The organism is Pseudomonas sp. SA195 (assembly GCF_054131565.1).
Genome location: NZ_CP096392.1, coordinates 341,724 through 365,068 on the forward strand (window position 1 = coordinate 341,724; position 23,345 = coordinate 365,068).

Consider the following 23,345-nt stretch of genomic DNA (forward strand, 5'->3'; position numbering starts at 1 on the left):
CATGCGCACCATCAAGAGCTTCGTGATGCGTGCCGGTCGCATGACCGAAGGCCAGCAACGCGGCCTCGACCAGGGTTGGCCACGCTTCGGCCTCGAACTGGCCGATGGTCTGCGAGACTTCGACGAGGTTTTCGGCCGCACCGCGCCGCGTACTTTCGAAATTGGCTTCGGTATGGGCCATTCGACGCTGGAAATGGCAGCCGCGGCGCCCGAGCAGGACTTCATCGGCGTCGAGGTACATACGCCGGGCGTCGGTGCGCTGTTAAACGGACTTGTGTCACAAAACCTAAATAATGTCCGTGTCTACAGTTGCGATGCCCTTGAAGTGCTGCGTGAATGCGTCCCCGATGCGAGCCTGGATCGGGTTCTGCTGTTCTTCCCCGATCCATGGCACAAGAGTCGCCACCACAAGCGGCGTATCGTCCAGCCGGCGTTTGCCGAGCTGGTCCGGCAGAAGCTCAAGGTCGGCGGCGTCCTGCACATGGCGACCGACTGGGAACCCTATGCCGAACACATGCTCGACGTCATGAACGTCGCGCCTGGCTATCGCAATCTGGCTGCCGATGGGCACTGTGTCGAGCGCCCCGCGGAGCGACCAGTGACCAAGTTCGAACGCCGCGGCGAGCGTCTGGGGCATGGCGTATGGGACATCAAGTTCGAGCGCATCGACTGAAGCGACACACTACAAACGGGCGCCAACCAGGCGCCCGATAGAGCCGCACGAAGCGGCCCAGGGACGACACCACACACGACGGCTCGCCAGGATGGCAACCTTCCGGCACACAACTACAACGATGACGCGCCCTGCCTCCTGGCGGGACGGTGACCTGCAGCCTGCCAATCCAGCTGCAAAGGAGCGATACAGATGTTCAGAAAACTCGGAGTTCTGCTGTTGGCGGTATGCGCCAGCCAAGCCCAGGCCAAGGTCAATGAAAGCGAGGCCGCGCGCCTCGGTCAGGATCTGACGCCGCTCGGCGGCGAGCGCGCCGGTAACGCGGCCGGGACCATTCCGGCCTGGACCGGCGGGGTACAGCCGCCGGAAGGCTACAGCGCCGGCATGCATCACCCTGATCCCTTCGCCGATGACGCCATGCTTTATCGTGTCGACAACAGCAACGTCGCCGAATACGCCGCACTGCTGCCCGAGGGCCTTCGCGCCCTGGTCGAGCGTAACTCCGACTTCTACCTGCGCGTCTTCCCGTCGCGTCGCAGTGCCGCGAACCCTCAGCGCATCTACGACGCAACCCGGCAGAATGCAGTCGATGCCGAGCTGATCGCCAACGGCAACGGTATCCGTGGCGCCTCGGCGGGCATTCCGTTCCCCATCCCGCAAGACGGCATGGAAGTGATCTGGAACCATGTCCTGCACTACAAGGGCGACCAGACCCATTTCGTCAACAACCAAGCCGTGGTGATCAACGGCAACCCCACGTATATCCGCCGCGACCGACACATCTACTACGTCTACAACCGCGATGGCATCACCCAGGCTGACCTGGACAACACCTCGCTGTACTACAAGTACCGCGTCACCGCACCGGCCAAGCTCTCCGGCACCTCGCTGGTCGTGCAGGATCCACTCGATCAGGTGCTGGCCGTGCGCAAAGCATGGCGCTATAGCCCGTCGGACCGTCGTGTCCGCCGCCTGCCATCGCTGGCCTACGACTCGCTACAGCCCGATACCAGCGGCCTGGCGACCGCCGACGTGGTCGACTCCTTCAATGGCGCGCCGGATCGCTACGAGTGGACGCTGGTGGCCAAGCGCGAAATGCTGGTGCCGTACAACAGCTATGCCATTCATCAGAAGGGCATTCCGTATGAAGACATCGTCCGCGCTCGCACCTTGAATCCGGAACTGCTGCGCTATGAGCTGCACCGTGTCTGGGTCGTCGACGCCACCCTGCGTAAAGGCTTCGATCATCCCTACGACAAGCGTCGCTTCTACATTGACGAAGACAGCTGGTCGATCCTGGCGGTGGACCTGTACGACGAGAACGGCGAGCTGATCGGCCTGCAGGAAAGCCATCCAATCAGCTATTACGAGGTGCCGATGTTCAACAGCACCGTCGAGACGCTGTACCACCTCAAGGACGGTAACTACTTCGTCGACGGGTTGGATAACAACGAGCAAATGTATGACTTTGATGTTCGGCTGAGCCCGCGGGATTTCTCCCCGGCTGCGTTGAGGCGTGGTAACTGACGTCCGATGAGAACCGCCCGGCAGGGCGGTTTGTTTGCCTCAGTTCCGGTCGGCGACAACACCGATGATGAACAGCACCAGCAGGAGCACCGGTGCGAGCGTGTAGTTGTTGAACTGCGCCAGGCCTTTGGCCAGCCACGGCGTGAGATAAATGATGCCAAGGCCATAGACCAAGGCGCAGAAGACTACGAACGCCAGGGTGCGCAGGATGAAATTCAGCCCGCCGATGTTCTTTTGCACCCAAGCGTTGAGTGCCGGTCCGAACAGGACGAACAGGGTCGCCATGATTGCCAGCGAGATGTCGAACAGGTGGCTTCGGCTCCAACGCGACAGGGTGGCGATGAGGTCGAGTACGAGATCCATGCGGAGGTCCTTAGGGCAGGAATAGCTGCAGCAGGTCGTTGAGAAAAAGCTGGCCTTTAGGCGTGGCGACCAACCGTTGCGGATCGCGCTCCAGCAGGCCGCGGGCTTCGGCTTCGCGCCGCCCGGCGGCCAGTGTTTCGATCGCCAGTCCGGTGCGCTGAGTGAACAGTGTCGCGGGTACGCCGTCGGTGAGGCGCAGCACATTCATCAGAAATTCGAAGGGCAGCTCACCATCGTCCAAGGTTCGGTCGCCGGCACAGAAGGCTGTGGCGGGATCGAGATAGTCTGCGGGGCGCCGGGTTTTCCAGTTGCGACGAATGGCGCCGCCCGCGATTGTGGCCTTGCCGTGGGCGCCGGCGCCGAGGCCGAGAAAATCGCCAAAAGTCCAATAATTCAGGTTGTGTCGCGCCTGGCGGCCCGGCTGTGCATGCGCAGAGGTTTCGTACTGGCGATAGCCGTGCGCGGCGAGCAACGCCTGGCCAGCCTCCTGGATGTCCCAAAGCGTTTCGTCTTCTGGCAGCTTTGGTGGACGGGTCCAGAACTCGGTGTTCGGTTCGACCGTCAGTTGATACCAAGACAGATGCGTCGGTTGTTGCGCGATGGCGGTCTGCAAGTCGTGCAGCGCGTCGTCCAGGGTCTGCCCAGGCAAGCCGTGCATGAGGTCCAGGTTGAAGTTGTCGAAGCCCGCCGCTCGTGCCATGCCCGCGGCGCGGATCGCCTCCTCGCCGTCATGGATGCGGCCAAGCGCTTCCAGCTTGTCCGCTTGAAAACTCTGCACGCCGATCGACAAGCGGTTTATGCCGAGCTGTCGGTAATCGCGAAACTTGGCTTGCTCAAAGGTGCCGGGATTGGCTTCGAGCGTGATCTCGATGTCATCGACGAAACCCACTCGCTGATCGAGCGCGTCAAGTATGCGACCCAAGGCCCTAGCCGAAAACAGGCTCGGCGTACCGCCGCCGAAGAACACCGAGGTCACTTGGCGGCCCTGTACGAGTTCGGTATCCCGCTTGAGGTCGTTAATCAGCGCCTCGACATATTCGTCTTCGGGCAGCCGAGGTCCGGCGGCATGGGAGTTGAAGTCGCAGTAGGGACACTTGCGAACGCACCAGGGGATATGGACGTAAGCGGCCAGGGGAGGCAGCTCGAGGCTATCCGTACATCTGCTGTTAGCGTCCGGCTGCCCATTGCCAGCCTGGCTCATGCGAGCCCCAGCCTCGCCCTCAGTTGCGCCATGGCGCGTGCACGGTGGCTGAGGCGGTTTTTGTCGGCGGGGAGCATTTCGGCGCTGGCGCAGTTTTGTTCGGGCACCCAGAACAGTGGGTCGTAGCCGAAGCCGTGCTCACCACGCGGCGCCTGCAGAATGCGCCCATGCCAAAGGCCTTCGCAGATGATCGGCAGCGGGTCGTTGGCATGCCGGACCAGAGCCAGCGCGCAGACGAACTGGGCGCCGCGCTCGGCGTCCGGGACGTCGCGCAGCGCCTCGAGCAGTTTGGCATTGTTGGCAGCGTCACCCTGGCCATCGGCGTAGCGCGCCGAGTAGATGCCCGGTGCGCCGCCGAGATAGTCGACCGCCAGGCCCGAATCGTCGGCAAGTGCCGGCAGCCCGGAAACGCGCGCAGCATTGCGCGCCTTGAGGATGGCGTTCTCGATGAACGAAAGGCCGGTTTCTTCGGGTTCCACATCGCTGAATTCGCCGACCGACCGCACGCGGACAGCGTCGCCCAGCATGGCCTGTAGTTCCTTCAGCTTGCCGGCGTTGTGGCTGGCCAGCACCAATTCGTCGAAGGTCATCATTCGTCCGGAAAGAATTCTTGAGTGAAGTCGAAATTGATCGGGGCGCTACCGGATGGCAGCACGTTTAGGTTGAATCGCAGTGTTTCGCGAGATTCGAACGGGAACTGCGCCAGATAATAGATCGCAGCGTCACCCTCTTTGTGTTGCTTGAAGGTCAGTGGGTAATCCTTTCCGAGCAGGTCCTTGACGCTACCGCTGACCTGCGCGGCGACCGGCTGGCCTGACTTGAGTACCGAGACATTGACCACGCCCTGGGCACGGCTGCGCACCAGGCCGGCCGCGGCGGCTATCTCAGGCTGCAGGAAGCTGGAATTGAAGGCGATGTAATGCACCTCATGCTCGCCGACGCTGTGCTTGCGTTCGGCCAAGGCGGGTAGGGCAAATATCAGGGCAAGAAGAACGATCAGGCTGCGTGTCACGATGAATCCTCCTTTGGGTAACGGTCAGCGGCCCTGGCCGGTTAGCCGGTAGATACCGATTTCGCCGATCAGGTTTGGCCAGATGCGACTGGCCAGGCCGTGCTTGTGATGGCGATCCACGGCCAGGCGCTCGAGCACTCGGGCGCCGAGCTCGTGGCTCAGCCGCTCGAAGTCCTCGAAGGTGCAGAAGTGGATGTTCGGCGTGTTGTACCACGTGTACGGCAGAAACTCCGAAACCGGCATGCGGCCCTTGCTGGCGAGGTACCAGCGGCAGCGCCAGTGGCCGAAATTCGGAAAGGTGATGATGCACTCGCGGCCGACGCGTAGCATTTCGCGCAGCAATTCGTGCGGGTAGTGAACGGCCTGCAGTGCCTGGGTCATGACGACCATATCGAAGCTGTTGCTGGCGAAGTTTCCAAGGCCCTTGTCCAGGTCCTGCTCGATGACGTTGACGCCCTTGTCGATGCAGGCTGCGATGTTGTCAGGGTCGATTTCCAGGCCATAGCCGCTGACCTTTTTATTCTGCTGCAGCCAAGCCAGCAGGTCGCCTTTGCCGCAGCCGAGGTCGAGTACCCGGCTGCCCTCTGGTATCCAGTCTTGGATGATGTCCAGGTCGGCGCGCATGTTGGTTCCTTATACGGCGATGCGGTTCATGTATCCGCGGAAGGCCTGCAGATAGCGAGGGATGGGGATTAGGAAGGCATCGTGACCCTGGGGCGCGTCGATTTCCAGGTAGGAAACGTTCTTGCGGGCAGCCATCAGTGCATCGACTATTTCCCGTGAGCGTTCCGGCGAGAAACGCCAGTCGGTGGTGAACGACATGATGCAGAAGTCCGACTGTGCTACCGATAGCGCACGGGCAAGGTCGTCGTAGTGCGCTGCTGCCGGGTCGAAGTAATCCAGCGCCTTGGTCATCAACAGGTAGGTATTGGCGTCGAAGCGGGTGGAGAATTCCTCGCCCTGGTAACGCAGGTAGCTTTCGACCTGGAACTCGACACTGTTGAAGTCGTAGTTGAGCTTCTCGCTCTTCAAGCCGCGGCCGAACTTGGTTCCCATGGCGTCGTCGGACAGGTAGGTAATGTGGCCGACCATCCGCGCCAGCATCAGGCCGCGCTTTGGGATCACGCCCTGTTCCTGGAAATGCCCGCCGTGGAACTCCGGGTCGGAAAGGATCGCCTGGCGCGCCACTTCGTTGAAGGCGATGTTCTGTGCCGACAGCTTCGGCGCCGAGGCAATGGCCACACAATTGCGCACCCGCTCCGGGTAGCTCATTGTCCATTGCAGGGCCTGCATGCCACCGAGGCTGCCACCGACCACCGCTGCCCATTGATCGATGCCAAGCACATCGGCCAGACGCGCTTGGCTGTTTACCCAATCCTCGACCGTGACCACCGGAAAATCAGCACCGTAAGGGTTGCCGGTAAGGGGGTTGAGGCTGCAGGGGCCGGTGGAGCCGTTGCAGCCGCCAAGGTTGTTCAGGCTGACGACAAAGAAGCGGTTGGTGTCGATGGCCTTGCCGGGGCCGATGCAGCTGTCCCACCAGCCTGGTTTGCGGTCCTCGGCGTCATGGTAGCCGGCGGCGTGGTGGTGCCCGGAGAGCGCGTGGCAGATCAGCACGGCGTTGCTGCGCGCTGCGTTCAACTGGCCATAGGTTTCGTAGATGAGCTGGTAGTCGTGCAGCGTGCGGCCGCAGGCCAGTGCCAGCGGTTCGGAAAAATGCTCGATCTTCGGACGTACCAGGCCAACGGAATCGGCTGGAATAGCTATGGGCATCGACCCTGGCTCGTAGTGGGACAAGGCGGCAGAGTCTAATGCCAAGCGCGCGTCAATTCACGCCCAATCGCAGCCCTGGATCAGCCGACGCTGGCCGCACCGATGGCGACGACCTTGCCTTGCCGGCGAATCGGTGCCGGGCGCCTGAGAATGCGCAGGATGTCCCCGGCTTGGGTCAGTTGCTGTTCGAGTTCGACGCTGTAGCGGGTCAGTAGTCGACCACGCTGGCTGCTTTGCTGGCTGTCTTGCGCCAGACTCTTGAGGCGCAGCATGTGGGCTTCGAGTTGCTGCTTGTGTTCCAGCGAGTGCTGCATCAAGGGCAGCAGGGCCTCTGCGGCCCAGTGCTCGGCCTCCTGCCGCAGGCGCTGGTGCATGGCAACCACTTCTTGCACGAGCGTGGCAAAAAAGCGCCGGGTCAGGGTGCCCTGCTCGGTGAGCAATGTCTTGAGCTGCAGGCGGAACTGATCCGCCTTGCCCTGAAGGGCCTTGAGTTCCAATTGGTAGGGTGCGAGCCGAAACAGCGGGGCGTCCGCGCCGTGCAGCGGGTTTTCCTCGTTGTGCCGACGATAGATGGCCGCGACCATCTTGTTGGCCAGGGCGGCCTCCTGCTCAAGCGCGCCCAGGTCCTGTTCCACCGAGCGGAAGAAATGCAGGATGCTGAGGTTGATGCCGAGCGTGGTCAGGCTGCCAGTCAGGCTGCGACGCAGGCGGGTCAGGTGCTCGTCCAGCCGCTCCGCGCGGATCGTTGAGCGCAAGAGCTCGCCCTGGCGCTGCAACAGGCGCTGGTTGGTCTTGAGCTGCAGCAGGCGCTTGTGGTGTTGGTTGTGATCGTGCCGGGTGCGAGCGGTCAGCTCCAGCAGCATCTGGCCGTTGTCTTGGCGGTGATTGTCCAGCAGCTCGCATTGCTCGCGTACCTTGCTCAGCCGCTGCGTCAGGATCTGCTGGCTGCCTTGCAGCAAGGCGATGACCTGGCGAACCACCTGCTGCTCCAGCAGATGCTCCTTCTGGGCGAGGATGCGCTCACACAGCAATTGCTCGAGAGCGACCAGCCGGCTGCGCTCGAGTAGGGCGTTGTCGCCGCGGATCTTGCCTAGCAAGGCTTGTTTTGCCGACAGCGGCAGCACGCCCTCGACGGGCAAGCCCAGCTGTTTGGCGGTGCTGGCCTGCATGCGGTCGATTGCTGCCTGCACGAAGCTATCGCCGGCGACGTCGTCCCATAACACGTCGATCTTGTTGAGCACGGCGAACAACCGATTGCGGTTGCCGTCGTCGAGTTGACGGATGTGTTGCTGCCATATCTCCATGTCGCTGGCCGTCACGCCAGCATCGGCCGAGAGCAGGAAAATCACTGCCTGGGCGCTAGGCAGCATCGACAGGGTCAGCTCTGGTTCGCTGCCTAGGGCGTTCAGCCCCGGGGTGTCCAGTACGCGCAGACCTTGGCGCAAAAGCGGGTGGTCAAAATTGACCAGGGCATGGCGCCACGCGGGCACCAGTACCTCGCCCTCGACGCTGGAAGCCTCCAGCGTGTCGGCTTGGAAGCCGAGTTTCAGCGCTTGGTCGGCCGTGACCGATTTGGTCGAGGCCACCTGGGCGAAGGCCTCCACCATTCGCTGCGGGTCGTCGGCATGCAGGGGTAGGTTCAGCCAGGCCTGAGGGGTGCGCTTGTACTGCGCGATGCTGGACTCCTCCAGGCGTGACTCGATCGGCAGCAGGCGAATATAGGATTGAGCGGCGCGCGGGTCGAAGAAGAGTTCCGTCGGGCACATGGTGGTACGCCCGGCGCGCGAGGGCAGGATGCGTTGGCCGTATTCAGAAAAGAACAAGCTGTTGATCAGCTCGGTCTTGCCGCGTGAGAACTCGCCGACGAAGGCCAGGGTGATGTGATCGGTCCGCAGCAACTTCAGCGCCCGGTCGAGCCGGGAATCGACGGCCTCTGAATTGAGCCGATTGTGCGTCAGCCAGCTGCGATAGCGGGTGATTTCCCGAATGAGGTCGCGCTTCCAGGAGACATAGGCGTCCACTTGCCGGTCGAGTCGTTCCATGAGGGGGTCCTGAAAGGCATGATCGGGCGATTATCCCAGTCGCCGGGATGCCGTCAATCGCATGGCTGTGATCTACCGCCCAAAGGCCTGATGAAGCGAATGGGCGGTCGCCGGTCAGATCAGCGCGCGCAAGATATTGGGCATATGGGTGCTTACCGCCAGATTGTTGATTACCAGCATGTCCAGCAGCTTGATCGCAAGAAGCGCGAAGATCGGTGAAATATCCAGCCCACCCAGGTTTGGCAACAGGCGCCGGAAGGGTGCTAGTGCCGGCTCGCAAACCTGGCTTACCAGCTGAGCGCCCGGGTTGTGGCTGCCTGGCGCGACCCACGACAGGATTACGCTGATGATGAGTGCATAGAAGAAGATATTAAGGAACAGGCCGGTCACGCCAATGATGGCCCATACCAGCAGCTGTAGTACGTTGCCGATGGTGCCGTAGGCGATCATCAGCACGGCTGCCATCAGCAGCATCTGCACGATAACTGCCAGCACCAGCGATGAGAGGTCGAGGCCGCCGACGCTTGGAATGACGCGCCGCAGCGGCTTCAGCAGCGGGTGCGTGGCGCGGACGATGAACTGGCTCAGCGGGTTGTAAAAATCAGCCCGAACCAGCTGCAGGATGAACCGCAGCAGTACGATCAGCAGATAGAGGCTGCCGAGCGTTTGAACGATCAGGATCAGGGCTTGCGAGAGTTGCGACATGAATGCTCCTTATTGGCCCAGTTGTTCGGCGAGTTCAGCCGAGCGTTTGGCGGCGGCGCCCAGCGCCTGCTGTACCAGCTGCTCGAAGCCCCCCGCCTGAAAGGCTTTGATTGCCGCTTCGGTGGTTCCGTTCGGTGAGGTGACTCGGCGTCTCAATTCAGCGGCCTCGACGTTGCTATCGCAAGCCATGCGTGCAGCCCCCAGTGCGGTCTGCAGTGTCAGTTGTGCCGCGGTATCACGAGGTAGGCCCAGACGTTCGCCGGCGGCCGTCATGGCCTCGATCAAGAGGAAGAAGTAGGCCGGGCCACTGCCGGACACCGCGGTGACGGCATCAATCATGCCCTCATGATCCAGCCAAAGGGCGACGCCCACCGCACTGAGCAGCTGCTCGGCCTGTTGCCGTTGCCTGTCGTTGACCTGAGTGTTGGCAAAGAGCCCGCTGACGCCCTGGCGCAGCAGCGACGGGGTATTGGGCATGCAGCGCACGATGGCACGAGGGGGCTGTTCGCCGAGCCAAGCTTGCAGGCTGGCGCACGTGATGCCCGCGGCGATCGAGACGATCAGTTGGTTGGCACGCAGCGATCCGGCCAGGGCTCGGCAGACCTCCTGCATCACCTGTGGCTTGACTGCCAGCACCACCACATCGGCCTGATCGATCGCCGCCGCGTTGTCCGCGAAGGTGGCGATGCCGTATTCGCCCGCCAGTGCCTTGCGCTTGTCTTCGCCGGGGTCACTAGCGGAAAGGGCCTCGGCAGGAGTGCCCTGGGCGCGCAGTCCACCAATCAGACTGGCCGCCATGTTGCCGCCGCCGATGAAGGCGATACGGGATGTGGTCATGCGTGGTTTCCTTTATTCATGCGGGGGTGCTGTAGTCGCGAGCACCGAACAGGGCAGTGCCGATACGGACCCAGGTGGCGCCTTCGGCGATGGCGGCCTCCAGATCCTGGCTCATGCCCATCGAGAGGCTGTCGAGATCAAGCGCGAGGTTGGCTTGCAGGCTGCGCAGGCGGGCGAAAGCGGCATGTTGCTCGGCCGGGTCGTCGGTCGGCGCCGGAATGGTCATCAGGCCGCGGAGACGCAGGTGCGGCAGTTCGGCGATGCGGCTGGCCAGTTCCGCCACTTCGTGCGGCTCACAGCCCGACTTGCTGGCCTCTCCGCTGACGTTGACCTGCAGGCAGACATTGAGCGGCGGTTTGTCCGCAGGGCGCTGGTCGGACAGGCGCTGGGCGACTTTCAGGCGGTCAACCGAATGCACCCAGTCGAAGTGCTCGGCGATCGATTTGGTCTTGTTCGACTGGATGGGCCCAATGAAATGCCAGGCCAGCGGCAAATCGCCCAGCACGGCCTGTTTCTCCAAGGCTTCCTGCAAATAGTTCTCACCAAAATCGCGAAGCCCTGCGGCATGCGCCTGGCGAATCGCCTCGGCGGGTTGGGTCTTGCTGACCGCCAACAGGTGCACCTCGTCAGGATTGCGAGCCACAGCTTGCGCCGCCTCACGGATGCGCGCTGCGACCTTTGCAATATTGTTCGCTATCGTGGACATTACCTGCGCCCGCCAGCCTAGGGTCTGCGCGGCATTCTACCTGCTTGCTTGTAATTGGGGAGTCCCATGGATATCACAGAGCTGCTGGCCTTCAGTGCCAAGCAGGGTGCGTCGGATTTGCACCTGTCTTCCGGCCTTCCGCCGATGATCCGCGTCGATGGCGACGTCCGCCGGATCAACCTCCCCGCGATGGACCACAAGCAGGTACACGCGCTGATCTACGACATCATGAACGACAAGCAGCGCAAGGATTTCGAAGAATTCCTTGAGACCGACTTTTCGTTCGAGGTGCCCGGCGTGGCCCGCTTCCGGGTCAACGCCTTCAACCAGAACCGCGGCGCCGGTGCGGTGTTCCGGACCATTCCTTCCAAGGTGCTGACCATGGAAGACCTGAACATGGGCGAGGTTTTCCGCAAGATTACCGACGTGCCGCGCGGGCTGGTGCTGGTAACCGGGCCGACCGGTTCGGGCAAATCGACCACCTTGGCTGCGATGCTCGACTATCTGAACAACACCAAGTACCACCATATCCTCACCATCGAGGACCCGATCGAATTCGTCCACGAGTCCAAGAAGTGCTTGGTCAACCAGCGTGAAGTGCACCGTGACACGTTGGGCTTCTCCGAAGCCCTGCGCTCGGCCCTGCGTGAAGACCCGGACATCATCCTCGTGGGCGAGATGCGTGACCTTGAAACCATCCGCCTGGCGCTGACTGCCGCGGAAACCGGGCACCTGGTCTTTGGCACCCTACACACCACCTCCGCCGCCAAGACGATCGACCGCGTAGTCGACGTGTTCCCGGCCGAGGAGAAATCCATGGTGCGCTCGATGCTCTCCGAATCCCTGCAGGCAGTCATTTCCCAGACGCTGCTGAAGAAGGTCGGGGGCGGCCGAGTGGCAGCGCACGAGATCATGATCGGGACCCCGGCGATCCGGAACCTGATTCGCGAAGACAAGGTGGCGCAAATGTATTCCGCCATCCAGACCGGCGGCTCGCTGGGCATGCAGACGCTGGACTCATGCCTCAAGGGCTTGCTGGCCAAAGGCGTGATCTCGCGCGACAGCGCCCGGGAAAAGGCCAAGCAGCCGGAAAACTTCTGACCCTGGCGCGCCAGCGTTGTGGGCTGGCACGCCGATTTGCCTGAACGCGGTTTCGCCCGACGAATACGAGAACGACGATGGAATTCGAGAAACTGTTGCGCCTGATGGTGGAAAAGGGTGGCTCCGACCTCTTCATTACAGCGGGCGTGCCGCCGTCGATGAAGGTCAATGGCAAGATCCTGCCCGTCAACAAGACGCCCATGTCGCCGGAGATGACGCGCGAAACCGTGCATGCCGTGATGAACGAGCAGCAGCGGCGCGAGTTCGCTGAAAACCACGAATGCAACTTCGCCATCAGTGCGCGCGGCATCGGTCGTTTCCGCGTCAGTGCCTTCTATCAACGCAACCTGGCGGGCATGGTGCTTCGGCGTATCGAAACCAACATTCCTACCATTGAAGACCTCAAGCTGCCCGAGGTGCTGAAAAAGCTGGCGATGACCAAGCGCGGCCTGGTGCTCTTCGTCGGCGCGACCGGTACCGGCAAGTCGACGTCCCTCGCGGCGATGATTGGCTACCGCAACAAGAACTCCAGCGGGCACATCATTTCCATCGAGGACCCGATCGAGTTCATCCATCAGCACCAGAGCTGCATCGTGACTCAGCGCGAGGTCGGCATCGACACCGATTCGTTCGACGTGGCCCTGAAGAACACCCTGCGCCAGGCACCGGATGTAATTCTGATCGGCGAGGTGCGGACTCGCGAAACCATGGACTACGCCGTCGCGTTCGCCGAAACCGGGCACCTCTGCCTGGCCACGCTGCACGCCAACAACGCCAACCAGGCGCTGGATCGCATCATCAACTTCTTCCCCGCCGACCGGCAGCAGCAGGTCTGGATGGATCTGTCGTTGAACCTCAAGGCTATCGTCGCCCAGCAGTTGATCCCGACGCCCGACGGCAAGGGGCGTCGCGCGGTCATCGAAGTGCTGATCAACACGCCACTGGCCGCCGACCTCATCCGCAAAGGCGAGGTACATGAACTCAAGAGTCTGATGAAGCGCTCTACCGACCTGGGCATGCAGACCTTCGATCAGGCGCTCTACAACCTCTACGTGCAGGGCGAGATCACCTACGAAGATGCCTTGGCCCACGCCGACTCTTCAAACGACCTGCGCCTGATGATCAAGCTCGGCTCAGAGACGGATGGCGAGCACCTGACCAGCGTGTCCCAAGGGCTCACGCTCGAAGTCAGCGACGACGATCCGGGCCGCAGCTTCCGCTAATCGTTTTCCTTCCGCGCCTGCCCGATGCGCTTGCCGGCTTTGCTGGCGACGCGCTCGGCCTGGCCGTCACGCTGCGCCCCGGCCCTTGCGCGGCTCATCAGTTGGGGTATCAATTCGCCTTCGGGAAGATGCTTCCAGAACCGCACCGGCAGGTTGCTTTCCATCACGCTGCGGTTGAGGCGGGCGGGGTTGAAGGTGCTCTCATAATAGGTTTTCCACATTGCGCCGCCCGGGTCGGACGCGCCTTGCGCGAGCGCACGCCAGGAGGGCGGGCAGGGGCGGTTGTAGTGCAGCTGCGCGCCGTCCCAGCACACACCATCCTCCGGGCTCGCGATCAGCCAGGTGAGGCGGCCCATGCGATGGGTGAAATGCTCCGCTGCCCAGGGCAAGACATCATGCGCAGGTTCGAACCACGCCACATGCTCAGGCCCGTCCGGCTCCTCGCGTGGCATGAACCTTAGGAATGCATGCAAGTGGTGTGCTTCGCGGCGCACCGCTTTGATACGAGCGTGCAGCTCACTGCCATCGACGTCGCCAACGAGCCGCCCAGCAGCGTCGCCCTGCGCGACGCGCCATAGCACTCGGTAGAGCAGTGCCCAGCGGTCGTGCATGCGAAAGCACGCCGCCATTTCGAGTTCGGCCAGTAGGGACTTAGGGATGCGAATACCTTGGCCGGACGTCGCCAGCGGCGGCGGAGGTGTCTCAAAGAGTCCGGGCGAGGAGTCGCTCGTCGCCCAACTCACCTCATGAGGCTCTATCGCGCTATGCAACAGCGCCCGTGCGCAGCGGCGCCAATCCTCGAAGCTGCCATCGAACCGTGCGGTGAACATCACCAGAGCGCCATCTGCGCGGGCGCGTCGCGCAAATGTTGGCGTAGGGCTGCGGATTCCTGGCCGGCCAGGCGTGGCCGGTAATCCTGGGTGATGACGAAGGGCTTGGCCTTTTCCAAGGCGCAGCGCAGGCGGGTCAGATCCTCGAAGCGGATGCGCTTCTGCCGGCGCAGGTCGACCAACCGTCTGGCGCTAAGCATGCCGATCCCGGGGACGCGGGCGATCATCTGCTCCTCCGCGCGGTTCAGGTCCACCGGGAACTGCTCGCGGTGTGCCAGCGCCCAGGCGAGCTTGGGGTCAATATCGAGTGCGAGGTTGCCGGGCCCGCTGAACAGTTCGCCGGCAGTGAAGCCATAGCCCCGCATGAGGAAGTCCGCTTGGTAAAGGCGATGCTCCCGGAGCAGCGGCGGAGGCTCGGCCGGAACGCTGGAGGGGCTGTGCGGGATCGGGCTGAACGCCGAGTAGTAGACCCGTTTCAGCCGGTAGCTGCCATAGAGCGACTGCGCAGTGCCGAGGATGGTGCTGTCGTCGGTATCGTCCGCACCGACAATCATCTGCGTGCTCTGCCCGGCTGGCGTGAACCGGGGGGCGCGGCGCTCGCTCGAGGCCTCGGTTTCGCCCTGGTGAATCCGCTGCATTGTCTGGCGAATGCTTGCGACCTGCTTCTCCGGGGCCAGGCGGATGAGGCTGGTCTCGGTCGGCAATTCGATATTCACGCTGAGTCGATCGGCATAGCGCCCGGCTTCGGCGACCAGCAGCGGATCGGCGTCGGGGATCGTCTTGAGGTGGATGTATCCACGGAACTCGTGCTCTTCGCGTAGCAGCTTGGCGACGCGCACCAGTTGCTCCATGGTGTAATCCGCCGAGCGGATGATCCCGGAACTGAGAAACAGGCCGCTGATGCAATTGCGACGGTAAAAGTCCATCGTCAGAGCGACCACCTCTTCCGGCGTAAAGCGTGCACGGGGCACGTCGCTGGAGCGGCGGTTGACGCAATATTGGCAGTCGTAGAGACAGAAGTTAGTCAGCAAGATCTTCAGCAGCGACACGCAGCGGCCATCTGGCGTGAAGCTGTGGCAGATGCCCATGCCATTCGTGGCGCCTAACCCGTCCTTGCCCTTGGAACTGCGCTTTGGCGCGCCGCTGCTGGCGCAAGAGACATCATATTTGGCGGCATCAGCCAGAACGCTGAGTTTTTCGATCAGTTGCATGCTGAAGGCCTTTGATACTGTTTGGATGTACAGTATCACCATTGCGCGGTTCGGCAATGCCCGTCCGGCGGCGCGAGTGGAGGAGAATTTCAGATAAGCTGATGGCTGGCCCACACATGTCGAGGTTCGGATGCGTCAGAACACCCATAGCACGCTGATCGGCTATCTTCTCTGGATATTCGGTTTTCTCGGATCGCACCGTTTCTATTACGGCAAACCAATTACCGGCACGATTTGGTTCTTTACCCTGGGCCTGTTTTTTGTAGGTTGGATCATCGACCTCTTTCTAATTCCGTCGATGGATCGCGAAGCGGATCTGCGTTTCCAGTCTGGCCCGATCAACTACACCGTGGCCTGGATTCTCCTGACGTTCCTCGGTGTATTCGGCGTGCACCGGATGTACCAGGGAAAATGGATCACCGGTCTGATTTACCTGTGTACGGGCGGCTTGTTCTTCGTCGGCGTGCTGTACGATTTTTGGACGTTGAACAGTCAGGTCTCCATGCGCAACCTGGAGAACCGTTGATTGAAGACGGCGGCCCCGTCTCCACGTCGCCGCCGTCTTTGTCTTAGCTATTGAAGGCGATCCGACCGTCGACCAGCGTGTAACGCACTGCACCGGGTAGGCAATGGCCGAGGAATGGGCAGTTTCGCCCCTTGGAATGCCAGGCATCGCCGGCCAGGGTCGAGCTCGCTGGGTCGAACAGGACCACGTCCGCTGCGTCGCCAACGGCCAGGCGGCCAGCGGACAGCCTAAGCGCGGCGGCGGGGCCATTGGTCAAGCGTGCCAGCAGAGTCGGCAGGTCCAGCAACCCGTCTTCGACCAGGGTCATAGCCAGCGGTAGATGGATATCCACGCTGCTGATGCCCGGCTCCGTCTCACCGAAGGGTGCTTCTTTCGCGTCCGCCTCGTGAGGCTGGTGATGGCTGCTGATCGCCCCAATAACACCCGAGCGAACCGCCTCGCGAAGCCCTTCACGATCCTTGGCGCTGCGCAGGGGCGGCTGGACGTGATACAGGCTGGAAAAACCATGTAGCGCCTCGTCCGTGAGGATCAGTTGATACATCGCGACGTCGGCCGTGACCGGCAGGCCGCGGGCCTGGGCCTCAGCGATCATCTGCGCGCCGCGTGCGGTGGTCAGCTGAGTGAAGTGGGCGCGTACGCCGGCCTGCTCGACCAGCAACAGGTTGCGTGCCAGTGCGATGGTCTCGGCGGTCTCCGGTATCCCGGCTAGCCCGAGGAATGAGGCAGGCGGGCCATCATGGGCGAGGCCGCCGTTGGCCAGGTCGGCATCCTGCGAATGCATTACTACGGTCAAGTCGAACGTGGCGGCATATTCCAGCGCGCGGCTGAGGTTGCGCTGGCTGGAAAAGTTGGCCAATCCGTTGCCGAAGGCCACGCAGCCTGCGTCACGCAGAGCAACCAGCTCGGCGAGCTGCTCGCCGGCCAGCTCGCGGGTCAGGGCACCGATCGGGTAGACTTTCGCATGGCCGGACAGGCGGGCACGGTCGAGGATGAGTTCGGCCACTGCGGCCGTGTCCAATACGGGTCGCGTCTGCGGCGGGCAGCACAGGCTGGTGATCCCGCCGGCGGTGGCGGCAAGTGTCTCGCTGGCGATATTGCCCTTGCGGCTGTAGCCCGGCTCACGTAACGCGACTGACAGATCGACCAGGCCGGGCGCGGCGACCAGCCCTCTGGCATCGAGCGCATGGGCAGGCTCGAACCCGGCAGGGGGCGCGCCGATCGCGACCACTTTGCCGTCCAGGCAATGGATGTCGGTCACTTCGTCGCGACCGCTGGCCGGATCGATCAGGCGGGCACCGAGGATGGATGTTGGCATCAGTTCAGCTCCCCGGCGGCATGTTCATTGTCCAGCTGACGTTGTGCGGTTTGGCCGCTCATGGCCATCGACAGCACGGCCATGCGAATGGCGATGCCATAGGTGACCTGGTTGAGGATCACCGACTGGATGCCGTCGGCCACGGCCGATTCGATCTCCACGCCCCGGTTGATGGGCCCGGGATGCATGACGATGGCGTCCGGTTTGGCGAGGGCCATGCGTGCGGCGGTCAAGCCGTAGAGGCGGTAGAACTCGCCTTCGCTGGGCAGCAGGCCGCCCTGCATGCGTTCACGCTGCAGGCGGAGCATGATCACGACGTCCACGTCCCGTAGCCCTTCGCTCATATCGTTGAACACCCGCACGCCATATTGCTCCAGGCCGATTGGCAGTAGCGTCTTGGGGCCGATGACGCGGATATCCGGACAGCCGAGCGTCTTGAGAGCCAGCATGTTGGAGCGCGCCACGCGTGAGTGAAGGATGTCTCCGACGATCGCTACTGATAGCTTATCGAAGTCACCTTTGTGGCGGCGAATCGTCAACATGTCGAGCATGCCTTGAGTGGGGTGTGCATGGCGCCCATCCCCACCGTTGATCACCGCCACGTCGGGGCAAACATGTTCGGCGATGAAGTGTGCAGCGCCTGACGCGGCGTGACGCACCACGAACATGTCCGCAGCCATCGCCTCCAGGTTGCGTAAGGTGTCTGTCAGCGTCTCGCCCTTGCTGGTCGAGGAGGTGGAAACATTTAGCGTGATGACATCCGCGGACAAGCGCTTGGCGGCCAGTTCGAACGTGGTGCGGGTGCGCGTGGAGTTCTCGAAGAACACATTGCAGACAGTCTTGCCACGCAATAGCGGGACCTTTTTGACCGCGCGGGCACCGATTTCGAGAAAGGAGTCGGCGGTGTCGAGGATTTCGGTAAGCAGTTCGCGGGGCAGCCCGTCCAGGGAGAGGAAGTGGCGCAGCTGACCATGATCGTTCAGCTGCAGCGGGCGCTTGGCGTCGGTAGGCGTCATCGCGGAATCTCAGTTAGCGGAAGCGAGGGTCTGGTATTCGAGGGTAAGCGGAGCGGGGCCCAGCAGCTTGACGCGCTGTTCGGGGGCCAATGACAGGGTCGCGCCCACCACATCAGGGCGGATCGGCAGCTCGCGAGCGTTGAGATCGAGCAGACAAACGAGTGTCACGCTGGCGGGGCGGCCATAGTCGAACAGCTCGTTCAGTGCGGCACGGATGGTGCGTCCGCTCATCAGCACGTCGTCGACCAGCACCAGATGCTGGCCTTCGATTTCGAATGGCAGCTCGGACGGTCTGACCTGGGGGTGCAGCCCGTTCTGGGTGAAATCATCGCGGTAGAACGAAACGTCCAGAATGCCCAGCGGCTCCTGCTGACCACGATGGTGAAGGAGTGATTGGGCCACCCATACACCGCCCGTGCGTATGCCGATGAAGCGCGGCTCGTTAATGCCTCGGCGCTCGAGATGCTGACCGAGGGTTGCAGCCATCTCGGGGAGCAGATGGTCGGGGTTGGGCAGGGTCATGGTTTCTCCTGGGGCCGCATCATGCGGTCTGCTGGGCGTTCAACCAGCCTTCTAATAACAGCGCCGCGGCCAGGGCATCGACCGGTCGCTCTCGGTAGCCTCCGTTCTGCCCCTGGCGAAGACGCTCGCCCTTGGCTTCGTAGGTAGTCAGGCGCTCGTCGTGGGTGTGTACCGGCAGATTGAAACGCCCATTCAGGCGGCGTGCGAACTTCTCAGCGCGTCCGCTCATCTCGCTGGCGCTGCCGTCCATGTTCAGCGGCAAGCCAACGATCAATGCGTCCGGCTGCCATTCGCGGATAAGGCCCTCGACCTGGCTCCAGTCGGGCACGCCATTCTGGGCCTTGAGTACGCACAATTCGCGCGCCTGGCCGGTGACGGCCTGGCCGACCGCGACACCAATCTGCCGGGTGCCATAGTCGAAGCCCAGCAGTAGCCGCAGAGTGCTCATGAGTGACCGACCTGGCTGCTGAGCAGATTGAGGTCGACACCCAGCGAGGCGGCCGCCGCGCTCAGTCGCTGTTCGAACGGCAGGTCGAAGAGAATGTGCGCCTGCGCCGGGCAGCTCAGCCAGACATTGCTAGCCAGTTCGGACTCCAGTTGCCCGGCCTCCCAGCCTGCGTAGCCAAGTGCGACCAGGTGCTGTCGGGGCCCATGACCGTCGGCGATGGCGAACAGCACGTCTTGCGAGGTGGTCATGCCGAGCGACCCCAGGTCGAGCGTGGCCTGGAACTGCGAGCCCGCCGGGTGCAAGACGAACCCACGATCGGTCTGTACCGGTCCGCCGGTGAGGATCACTAGCTGCTGGCTGATCCCCGTGATCGGGTCGTCGGGGCGTAGTTGCTCGAGTACGTCGGTCAATGTCAGTCCGCTAGGACGATTGACGACCAGCCCCATGGCACCCTCCGGGGTGTGGTCGACGATATAAATGAGCGCCTGGGCGAAGTTGGGATCGGCCATGTGGGGCATGGCAATCAGGAAGTGATGCTTGAGATAGCTGGGGGAGGTCGCTTTCATGCCCGCTAGCTTAAGCGTTGCAGGCACGGGCGTGAAGCCACGGCAGGCTGGTCGATACCGTCAGCGGCTGGACAGCCGGTCGCCGCGCTCGAAGCGCCAGGTTCGGATAATCTCGACCTGGTCGAACGTCTTAGCCAGCTCTCCAGAGAAGGGCGCGAAGGGCGCAGCCAGCCTGACGATGCGCATCGCCGCCTCGTCGAGTACCGCCTGGCCGGACGATTCCAACACACGCAATTCCTGCACCGTACCATTGCGGTCGACCACGACCAGCATGCGCAGGCTGCCATAGATGCGCTGCCTCCGGGCCTCGTCCGGGTAGTTGAGGTTGCCGATACGCTCGACCTTCTTACGCCATTCATCGCGATACCACGCGCTGATGTCGCGCATGGTCGCAGCACTGTTTTGTCGGCTTACGCGTGGACGCTTGGCATATTCCTGACGTTCCTGGGCGAGTTCAGCCTCAAGGCTGGCTATCTCCTCGCTCAGTTGCGAGCTGTCGAAAACTGGCGCGGGTTGCGACTCGGGCTGAGGCTTGTTTTTCTGCGGCTTTTCGGGCGTCTTGTCCGGTTGTGGCGAGCGTGTCGCGACGGCGGTTTTTGCTGATTCGCTGCGGTTGCTCGGTGGCGGTGATGCAGCTGGAGTGACTTTGCGAATCTGGGTGTCCTGAAAAGGCGCCTGCTCGTCGGTCTTCGGTGTGGCCTTGTGCTCCAGGGTGCCGCTGCCCTGCTGGTTATCCTGGGCCAGGAAGTCGGCCTCTTCGGGCTTTTTCTCACTTTTGAACGTGGAGATCGTGATCTCTAGCGACTTGCTCACCTGTGTGGGGTCCGCCAGGCTGAATCCGAGCCCCAGAATCAGCGCGGCATGGGCCACCGCTGCCACGAACAGCGTGAAGCCGAGGCGATCCGCGGGGCGGACGCTCGAGGTGGCTGGGGTCGGTTGACGTGTCGCTGCGTTCATCGCGTTACTGTCGGCTCGAAGTGCGCGCAGTCTGCCCAGCAGGACTGCAAAAGTCTATGAACCAGCCGGCAGCTTTGCCGTGTCGGCGGCCGTCGAGCGAATCTTGCGATGAGCGGAGGCGGCCTGGGCGAATGGCCGCCTGTTGAGCCTATTGCACGCGTGCCTGAAGTTTCTGGTCGATCGCGTCCATCAGCTGTTCGCCGATTCGGGTGTCGAACGCATTGTCGATCTCCCGGATGCAGGTTGGGCTAGTGATGTTGATCTCCGTGAGGTAGTCGCCGATGACATCCAGCCCGACGAACAGCAGGCCCCGTTTGCGCAGTTCGGGGCCGACCAGGGCAGCGATCTCACGATCTCGATCCGACAGCGGCTGCGCCACGCCGCGCCCGCCTGCAGCGAGGTTCCCACGGGTCTCGCCAGCGGCCGGTATCCGCGCAAGGCAGTAGGGTACGGGCTCGCCGTCGATCATCAAGATGCGCTTGTCGCCGTCCTTGATTGCCGGGATATAACGCTGCGCCATGATCTGTTGTTGGCCGTGACGAGTCAGTACCTCGAGGATAACCGACAGGTTAGGGTCGCCTTCGCGGTGACGAAAGATCGACGCGCCGCCCATTTCGTCCAGCGGTTTGAGAATGATGTCACGCTGTTCTCGGGCGAAGTCCCGCAAAATGTCCGGCCGACGACTGACTACCGTTGGCGGAGTGCATTGCGGAAACTGAGTGGCGAAGAACTTTTCATTGCAGTCACGCAGGGTTTGCGGCCGGTTCACCACCAGTGTGCCAGTTTGCTCGGCAAGCTCCAGTAAGTAGGTCGAATAGATGTACTCGCCGTTGAAGGGCGGGTCCTTGCGCATGAGGATGACGTCGAGATCGCCCAGCGCGGTATCGATTTCATCCTCGACCTCGAACCAATGTTCTGGGTCGTTGAATACCTTGAGCGGTCGCATGCGGGCACGAGCCTCGCCGGCGATCTGATATAGGTCGCGCTGCTCCATGTAGAACAGCGTCCAGTTGCGCGCCTGGGCGGCCAGCAACATGGCCAGCGAGCTGTCCTTCTTGAAGGCGATCTGCGCGATTGGGTCCATGATGATCCCGACGCGAACAGTCATGTGATGGTCTCCGCAAAAGGGCAGCGAAGGCTGCCGAAGGCTTGAAATGTGGGGGCAGATTGGCCGTGGATGTGCGTTGGGTCAAGGAAAATCCCGGCGCTCTGGCGGCAGATAGCTTGCGCATGAAGGAGTGTGCTAAAAAGGTCCGGCGATTGGGTGCAGCCCATCGATGACAGGGCCTCCGGCGCACTGGCATAACGATAAACTACGACTCACCGAGGCGATGGTAGGGCGAAATGGAACAGCACTCCGAGGGCTTGAAGGTCATGGTGATCGACGACTCGAAAACGATTCGTCGCACGGCCGAAACGCTGCTGAAGAAAGTAGGTTGTGATGTGATCACAGCGGTGGATGGCTTCGATGCGCTCGCCAAGATCGCAGACACGCACCCGCGCATCATTTTCGTCGATATCATGATGCCCAGGCTCGATGGCTATCAGACCTGTGCGTTGATCAAGAACAACAGTTCTTTCAAGTCGACGCCGGTCATTATGCTGTCGTCCAAGGATGGCCTGTTCGACAAGGCCAAGGGGCGGATCGTGGGGTCAGACCAGTACCTCACTAAGCCTTTCAGCAAAGAAGAATTGCTCGGTGCAATCAAGGCTCACGTGCCTGATTTCGCACCTTTGGAGCAAGTATCCTGAAGTTCGGCCTCTGTGCCGCTGAAGCCTTTCCCACGGAGAAATCATGGCTCGCGTTCTGATTGTTGATGACTCGCCGACCGAGATGTACAAGCTGACGGCCATGCTGGAAAAGCATGGCCATGTCGTTCTCAAGGCAGAGAATGGTGCAGATGGCGTCGCGTTGGCACGCCAGGAAAAGCCCGATGCCGTTTTGATGGATATCGTCATGCCGGGGCTCAACGGCTTTCAAGCCACCCGGCAACTGACCAAAGATGCGGAAACAAGTCACATCCCGGTGATCATTGTGACCACCAAGGATCAGGAAACCGATAAGGTCTGGGGCAAGCGGCAGGGTGCCAAAGATTACCTGACCAAGCCGGTCGATGAGGCTACGCTGCTGAAGACCCTTAACGCCGTTCTCGCCGGTTGAATCCGGCGGCTCTGTAATCCGGACAAAGGGATCTGGCCAGCATGTCTGATGCGCCAACACCGTTTCAGCGCCTTCTCGAAATTGATGCGCGATGCCGTGCACTTGCGGCTGGACTGCCGTCTCAGCAAGAGGCCATCCAGACGTGGGCAGGCATCGGCTTTCGAATGGGTGGTCGCCTGTTTGTTGCGCCGATGGGCGAAGTGGGAGAAATCCTGCATGAGCCAAGGCATACCTTGCTTCCAGGGGTAAAGGCGTGGGTCAAAGGTGTGGCGAACGTGCGTGGGCGCCTGTTGCCGATCATGGATCTGTGTGGCTATTTCGGGCTGGAGTTGTCTGCTCTGCGCAAGCAGCGCCGGGTTCTGGTCGTCGAGCATCAAGAGGTATTCGCCGGACTCACGGTCGATGAGGTTTTCGGCATGCAGCATTTTCCCGTGGATGCATTTTCCGAGCAGTTGCCGCCGGTTGAGGCGTCGATTCAGCCGTTCATCCACGGTGTATTCCAGCGTGAGCAGCCCTGGCTGGTGTTCAGTCCGCATGCGCTGGCTGCCCACCAGGCATTTCTAGACGTGGCGTACTGATATATAGGCGGGTCGGCAGATGCCGGCCTTTTAGTTGTTGGAAAGGAAACGA

27 protein-coding genes are annotated in these 23,345 nt (G+C 62.1%); 8 read left to right on the top strand and 19 right to left on the bottom strand.

The window, feature by feature from the left end; translation table 11 throughout:
• Nucleotide 1 precedes the first annotated feature (1 nt).
• Both trmB and M1D78_RS01580 read left to right on the top strand, forming a co-directional pair.
• The gene (trmB, locus tag M1D78_RS01575) at nucleotides 2-673 is read left to right on the top strand and encodes a tRNA (guanosine(46)-N7)-methyltransferase TrmB (RefSeq protein WP_457933568.1); all 672 of its coding nucleotides are present in this window, start codon (nucleotides 2-4) and stop codon (nucleotides 671-673) included.
• A 192-nt stretch (nucleotides 674-865) separates the two neighbouring features.
• Nucleotides 866-2,200 carry a DUF1329 domain-containing protein gene (locus tag M1D78_RS01580; protein WP_437422308.1) on the top strand — a complete coding sequence of 445 codons (1,335 nt, stop codon included), beginning with the start codon at nucleotides 866-868 and terminating at the stop codon, nucleotides 2,198-2,200.
• 39 nt (nucleotides 2,201-2,239) lie between these two features.
• Here the strand turns inward: M1D78_RS01580 and M1D78_RS01585 are convergent, their stop codons facing one another.
• The 10 genes from M1D78_RS01585 to M1D78_RS01630 form a co-directional block, all read right to left on the bottom strand.
• A complete protein-coding gene (locus tag M1D78_RS01585; protein ID WP_437422307.1) occupies nucleotides 2,240-2,563 on the bottom strand; it encodes a DUF3392 domain-containing protein in 324 nt (107 codons plus the stop codon).
• Nucleotides 2,564-2,573: 10 nt separating this feature from the next.
• Nucleotides 2,574-3,764 carry a radical SAM family heme chaperone HemW gene (hemW, locus tag M1D78_RS01590; RefSeq protein ID WP_437422306.1) on the bottom strand — a complete coding sequence of 397 codons (1,191 nt, stop codon included), beginning with the start codon at nucleotides 3,762-3,764 and terminating at the stop codon, nucleotides 2,574-2,576.
• A complete protein-coding gene (gene rdgB, locus M1D78_RS01595; RefSeq protein WP_437422305.1) occupies nucleotides 3,761-4,357 on the bottom strand; it encodes an RdgB/HAM1 family non-canonical purine NTP pyrophosphatase in 597 nt (198 codons plus the stop codon). The genes hemW and rdgB overlap by 4 nt, the downstream gene beginning before the upstream one ends.
• Entirely contained in the window at nucleotides 4,354-4,776 is a 423-nt protein-coding gene (locus tag M1D78_RS01600) for a DUF4426 domain-containing protein (protein ID WP_437422304.1), read from the bottom strand. The genes rdgB and M1D78_RS01600 overlap by 4 nt, the downstream gene beginning before the upstream one ends.
• A 24-nt stretch (nucleotides 4,777-4,800) precedes the next feature.
• Nucleotides 4,801-5,400: a methionine biosynthesis protein MetW gene (gene metW, locus M1D78_RS01605; protein WP_437422303.1), complete on the bottom strand. Its 600-nt coding sequence runs from the start codon at nucleotides 5,398-5,400 to the stop codon at nucleotides 4,801-4,803.
• A 9-nt stretch (nucleotides 5,401-5,409) separates the two neighbouring features.
• Nucleotides 5,410-6,549 carry a homoserine O-succinyltransferase MetX gene (gene metX, locus M1D78_RS01610; protein WP_437422302.1) on the bottom strand — a complete coding sequence of 380 codons (1,140 nt, stop codon included), beginning with the start codon at nucleotides 6,547-6,549 and terminating at the stop codon, nucleotides 5,410-5,412.
• An 80-nt stretch (nucleotides 6,550-6,629) separates the two neighbouring features.
• Nucleotides 6,630-8,591 carry a dynamin family protein gene (locus M1D78_RS01615; RefSeq protein WP_437422301.1) on the bottom strand — a complete coding sequence of 654 codons (1,962 nt, stop codon included), beginning with the start codon at nucleotides 8,589-8,591 and terminating at the stop codon, nucleotides 6,630-6,632.
• 114 nt (nucleotides 8,592-8,705) lie between these two features.
• Nucleotides 8,706-9,296: a YggT family protein gene (locus M1D78_RS01620; RefSeq protein ID WP_437422300.1), complete on the bottom strand. Its 591-nt coding sequence runs from the start codon at nucleotides 9,294-9,296 to the stop codon at nucleotides 8,706-8,708.
• 9 nt (nucleotides 9,297-9,305) lie between these two features.
• Nucleotides 9,306-10,133 carry a pyrroline-5-carboxylate reductase gene (gene proC / locus M1D78_RS01625; protein WP_437422299.1) on the bottom strand — a complete coding sequence of 276 codons (828 nt, stop codon included), beginning with the start codon at nucleotides 10,131-10,133 and terminating at the stop codon, nucleotides 9,306-9,308.
• Nucleotides 10,134-10,149: 16 nt separating this feature from the next.
• Entirely contained in the window at nucleotides 10,150-10,839 is a 690-nt protein-coding gene (locus M1D78_RS01630; RefSeq protein ID WP_437422298.1) for a YggS family pyridoxal phosphate-dependent enzyme, read from the bottom strand.
• 66 nt (nucleotides 10,840-10,905) lie between these two features.
• On the opposite strand from M1D78_RS01630, the gene pilT reads away from it, so the two are divergent.
• The gene (gene pilT / locus M1D78_RS01635; protein ID WP_437422297.1) at nucleotides 10,906-11,940 is read left to right on the top strand and encodes a type IV pilus twitching motility protein PilT; all 1,035 of its coding nucleotides are present in this window, start codon (nucleotides 10,906-10,908) and stop codon (nucleotides 11,938-11,940) included.
• A gap of 77 nt (nucleotides 11,941-12,017) precedes the next feature.
• On the top strand, nucleotides 12,018-13,163 hold the full coding sequence (locus tag M1D78_RS01640) for a PilT/PilU family type 4a pilus ATPase (protein WP_437422296.1): 1,146 nt from the start codon (nucleotides 12,018-12,020) through the stop codon (nucleotides 13,161-13,163).
• Here M1D78_RS01640 and M1D78_RS01645 read toward each other — a convergent pair.
• Nucleotides 13,160-13,993, bottom strand: coding sequence for a TIGR03915 family putative DNA repair protein (locus tag M1D78_RS01645; RefSeq protein ID WP_437422295.1), 834 nt, complete (start codon nucleotides 13,991-13,993; stop codon nucleotides 13,160-13,162). The genes M1D78_RS01640 and M1D78_RS01645 overlap by 4 nt on opposite strands.
• Nucleotides 13,993-15,204, bottom strand: a complete 1,212-nt coding sequence (locus M1D78_RS01650; RefSeq protein WP_437422294.1) for a putative DNA modification/repair radical SAM protein — start codon at nucleotides 15,202-15,204, stop codon at nucleotides 13,993-13,995. Before M1D78_RS01650 ends, M1D78_RS01645 begins: the two co-directional genes overlap by 1 nt.
• 130 nt (nucleotides 15,205-15,334) lie before the next feature.
• On the opposite strand from M1D78_RS01650, the gene M1D78_RS01655 reads away from it, so the two are divergent.
• Nucleotides 15,335-15,730 carry an NINE protein gene (locus tag M1D78_RS01655; RefSeq protein WP_437422293.1) on the top strand — a complete coding sequence of 132 codons (396 nt, stop codon included), beginning with the start codon at nucleotides 15,335-15,337 and terminating at the stop codon, nucleotides 15,728-15,730.
• A 43-nt stretch (nucleotides 15,731-15,773) separates the two neighbouring features.
• Here the strand turns inward: M1D78_RS01655 and M1D78_RS01660 are convergent, their stop codons facing one another.
• From M1D78_RS01660 to gshB, 7 genes are all read right to left on the bottom strand, one after another.
• The gene (locus M1D78_RS01660) at nucleotides 15,774-17,045 is read right to left on the bottom strand and encodes a dihydroorotase (RefSeq protein ID WP_437422292.1); all 1,272 of its coding nucleotides are present in this window, start codon (nucleotides 17,043-17,045) and stop codon (nucleotides 15,774-15,776) included.
• The gene (locus M1D78_RS01665; protein ID WP_437422291.1) at nucleotides 17,045-18,061 is read right to left on the bottom strand and encodes an aspartate carbamoyltransferase catalytic subunit; all 1,017 of its coding nucleotides are present in this window, start codon (nucleotides 18,059-18,061) and stop codon (nucleotides 17,045-17,047) included. Before M1D78_RS01665 ends, M1D78_RS01660 begins: the two co-directional genes overlap by 1 nt.
• Before the next feature lie 9 nt (nucleotides 18,062-18,070).
• On the bottom strand, nucleotides 18,071-18,583 hold the full coding sequence (gene pyrR, locus M1D78_RS01670; protein ID WP_437422290.1) for a bifunctional pyr operon transcriptional regulator/uracil phosphoribosyltransferase PyrR: 513 nt from the start codon (nucleotides 18,581-18,583) through the stop codon (nucleotides 18,071-18,073).
• Between the two features lie 19 nt (nucleotides 18,584-18,602).
• Nucleotides 18,603-19,031 (bottom strand): Holliday junction resolvase RuvX, encoded by a 429-nt coding sequence (gene ruvX / locus M1D78_RS01675; RefSeq protein ID WP_437422289.1) that lies wholly within the window; start codon nucleotides 19,029-19,031, stop codon nucleotides 18,603-18,605.
• Nucleotides 19,028-19,597, bottom strand: a complete 570-nt coding sequence (locus M1D78_RS01680) for a YqgE/AlgH family protein (RefSeq protein ID WP_437422288.1) — start codon at nucleotides 19,595-19,597, stop codon at nucleotides 19,028-19,030. Before M1D78_RS01680 ends, ruvX begins: the two co-directional genes overlap by 4 nt.
• A gap of 60 nt (nucleotides 19,598-19,657) precedes the next feature.
• Entirely contained in the window at nucleotides 19,658-20,554 is an 897-nt protein-coding gene (locus M1D78_RS01685) for an energy transducer TonB (RefSeq protein WP_437422287.1), read from the bottom strand.
• Nucleotides 20,555-20,702: 148 nt separating this feature from the next.
• Complete coding sequence (gene gshB, locus M1D78_RS01690; RefSeq protein ID WP_437422286.1) at nucleotides 20,703-21,662, bottom strand: glutathione synthase; 960 nt, start codon at nucleotides 21,660-21,662, stop codon at nucleotides 20,703-20,705.
• Nucleotides 21,663-21,898: 236 nt separating this feature from the next.
• On the opposite strand from gshB, the gene pilG reads away from it, so the two are divergent.
• From pilG to M1D78_RS01705, 3 genes are read left to right on the top strand one after another with little or no spacing between them, the layout of a single operon-like run.
• A complete protein-coding gene (gene pilG, locus M1D78_RS01695; RefSeq protein ID WP_243604198.1) occupies nucleotides 21,899-22,306 on the top strand; it encodes a twitching motility response regulator PilG in 408 nt (135 codons plus the stop codon).
• Nucleotides 22,307-22,349: 43 nt separating this feature from the next.
• Nucleotides 22,350-22,715 carry a twitching motility response regulator PilH gene (pilH, locus tag M1D78_RS01700; protein ID WP_021206021.1) on the top strand — a complete coding sequence of 122 codons (366 nt, stop codon included), beginning with the start codon at nucleotides 22,350-22,352 and terminating at the stop codon, nucleotides 22,713-22,715.
• 41 nt (nucleotides 22,716-22,756) lie between these two features.
• Nucleotides 22,757-23,293, top strand: coding sequence for a chemotaxis protein CheW (locus M1D78_RS01705; RefSeq protein WP_437422285.1), 537 nt, complete (start codon nucleotides 22,757-22,759; stop codon nucleotides 23,291-23,293).
• The last annotated feature ends 52 nt before the right edge of the window (nucleotides 23,294-23,345 follow it).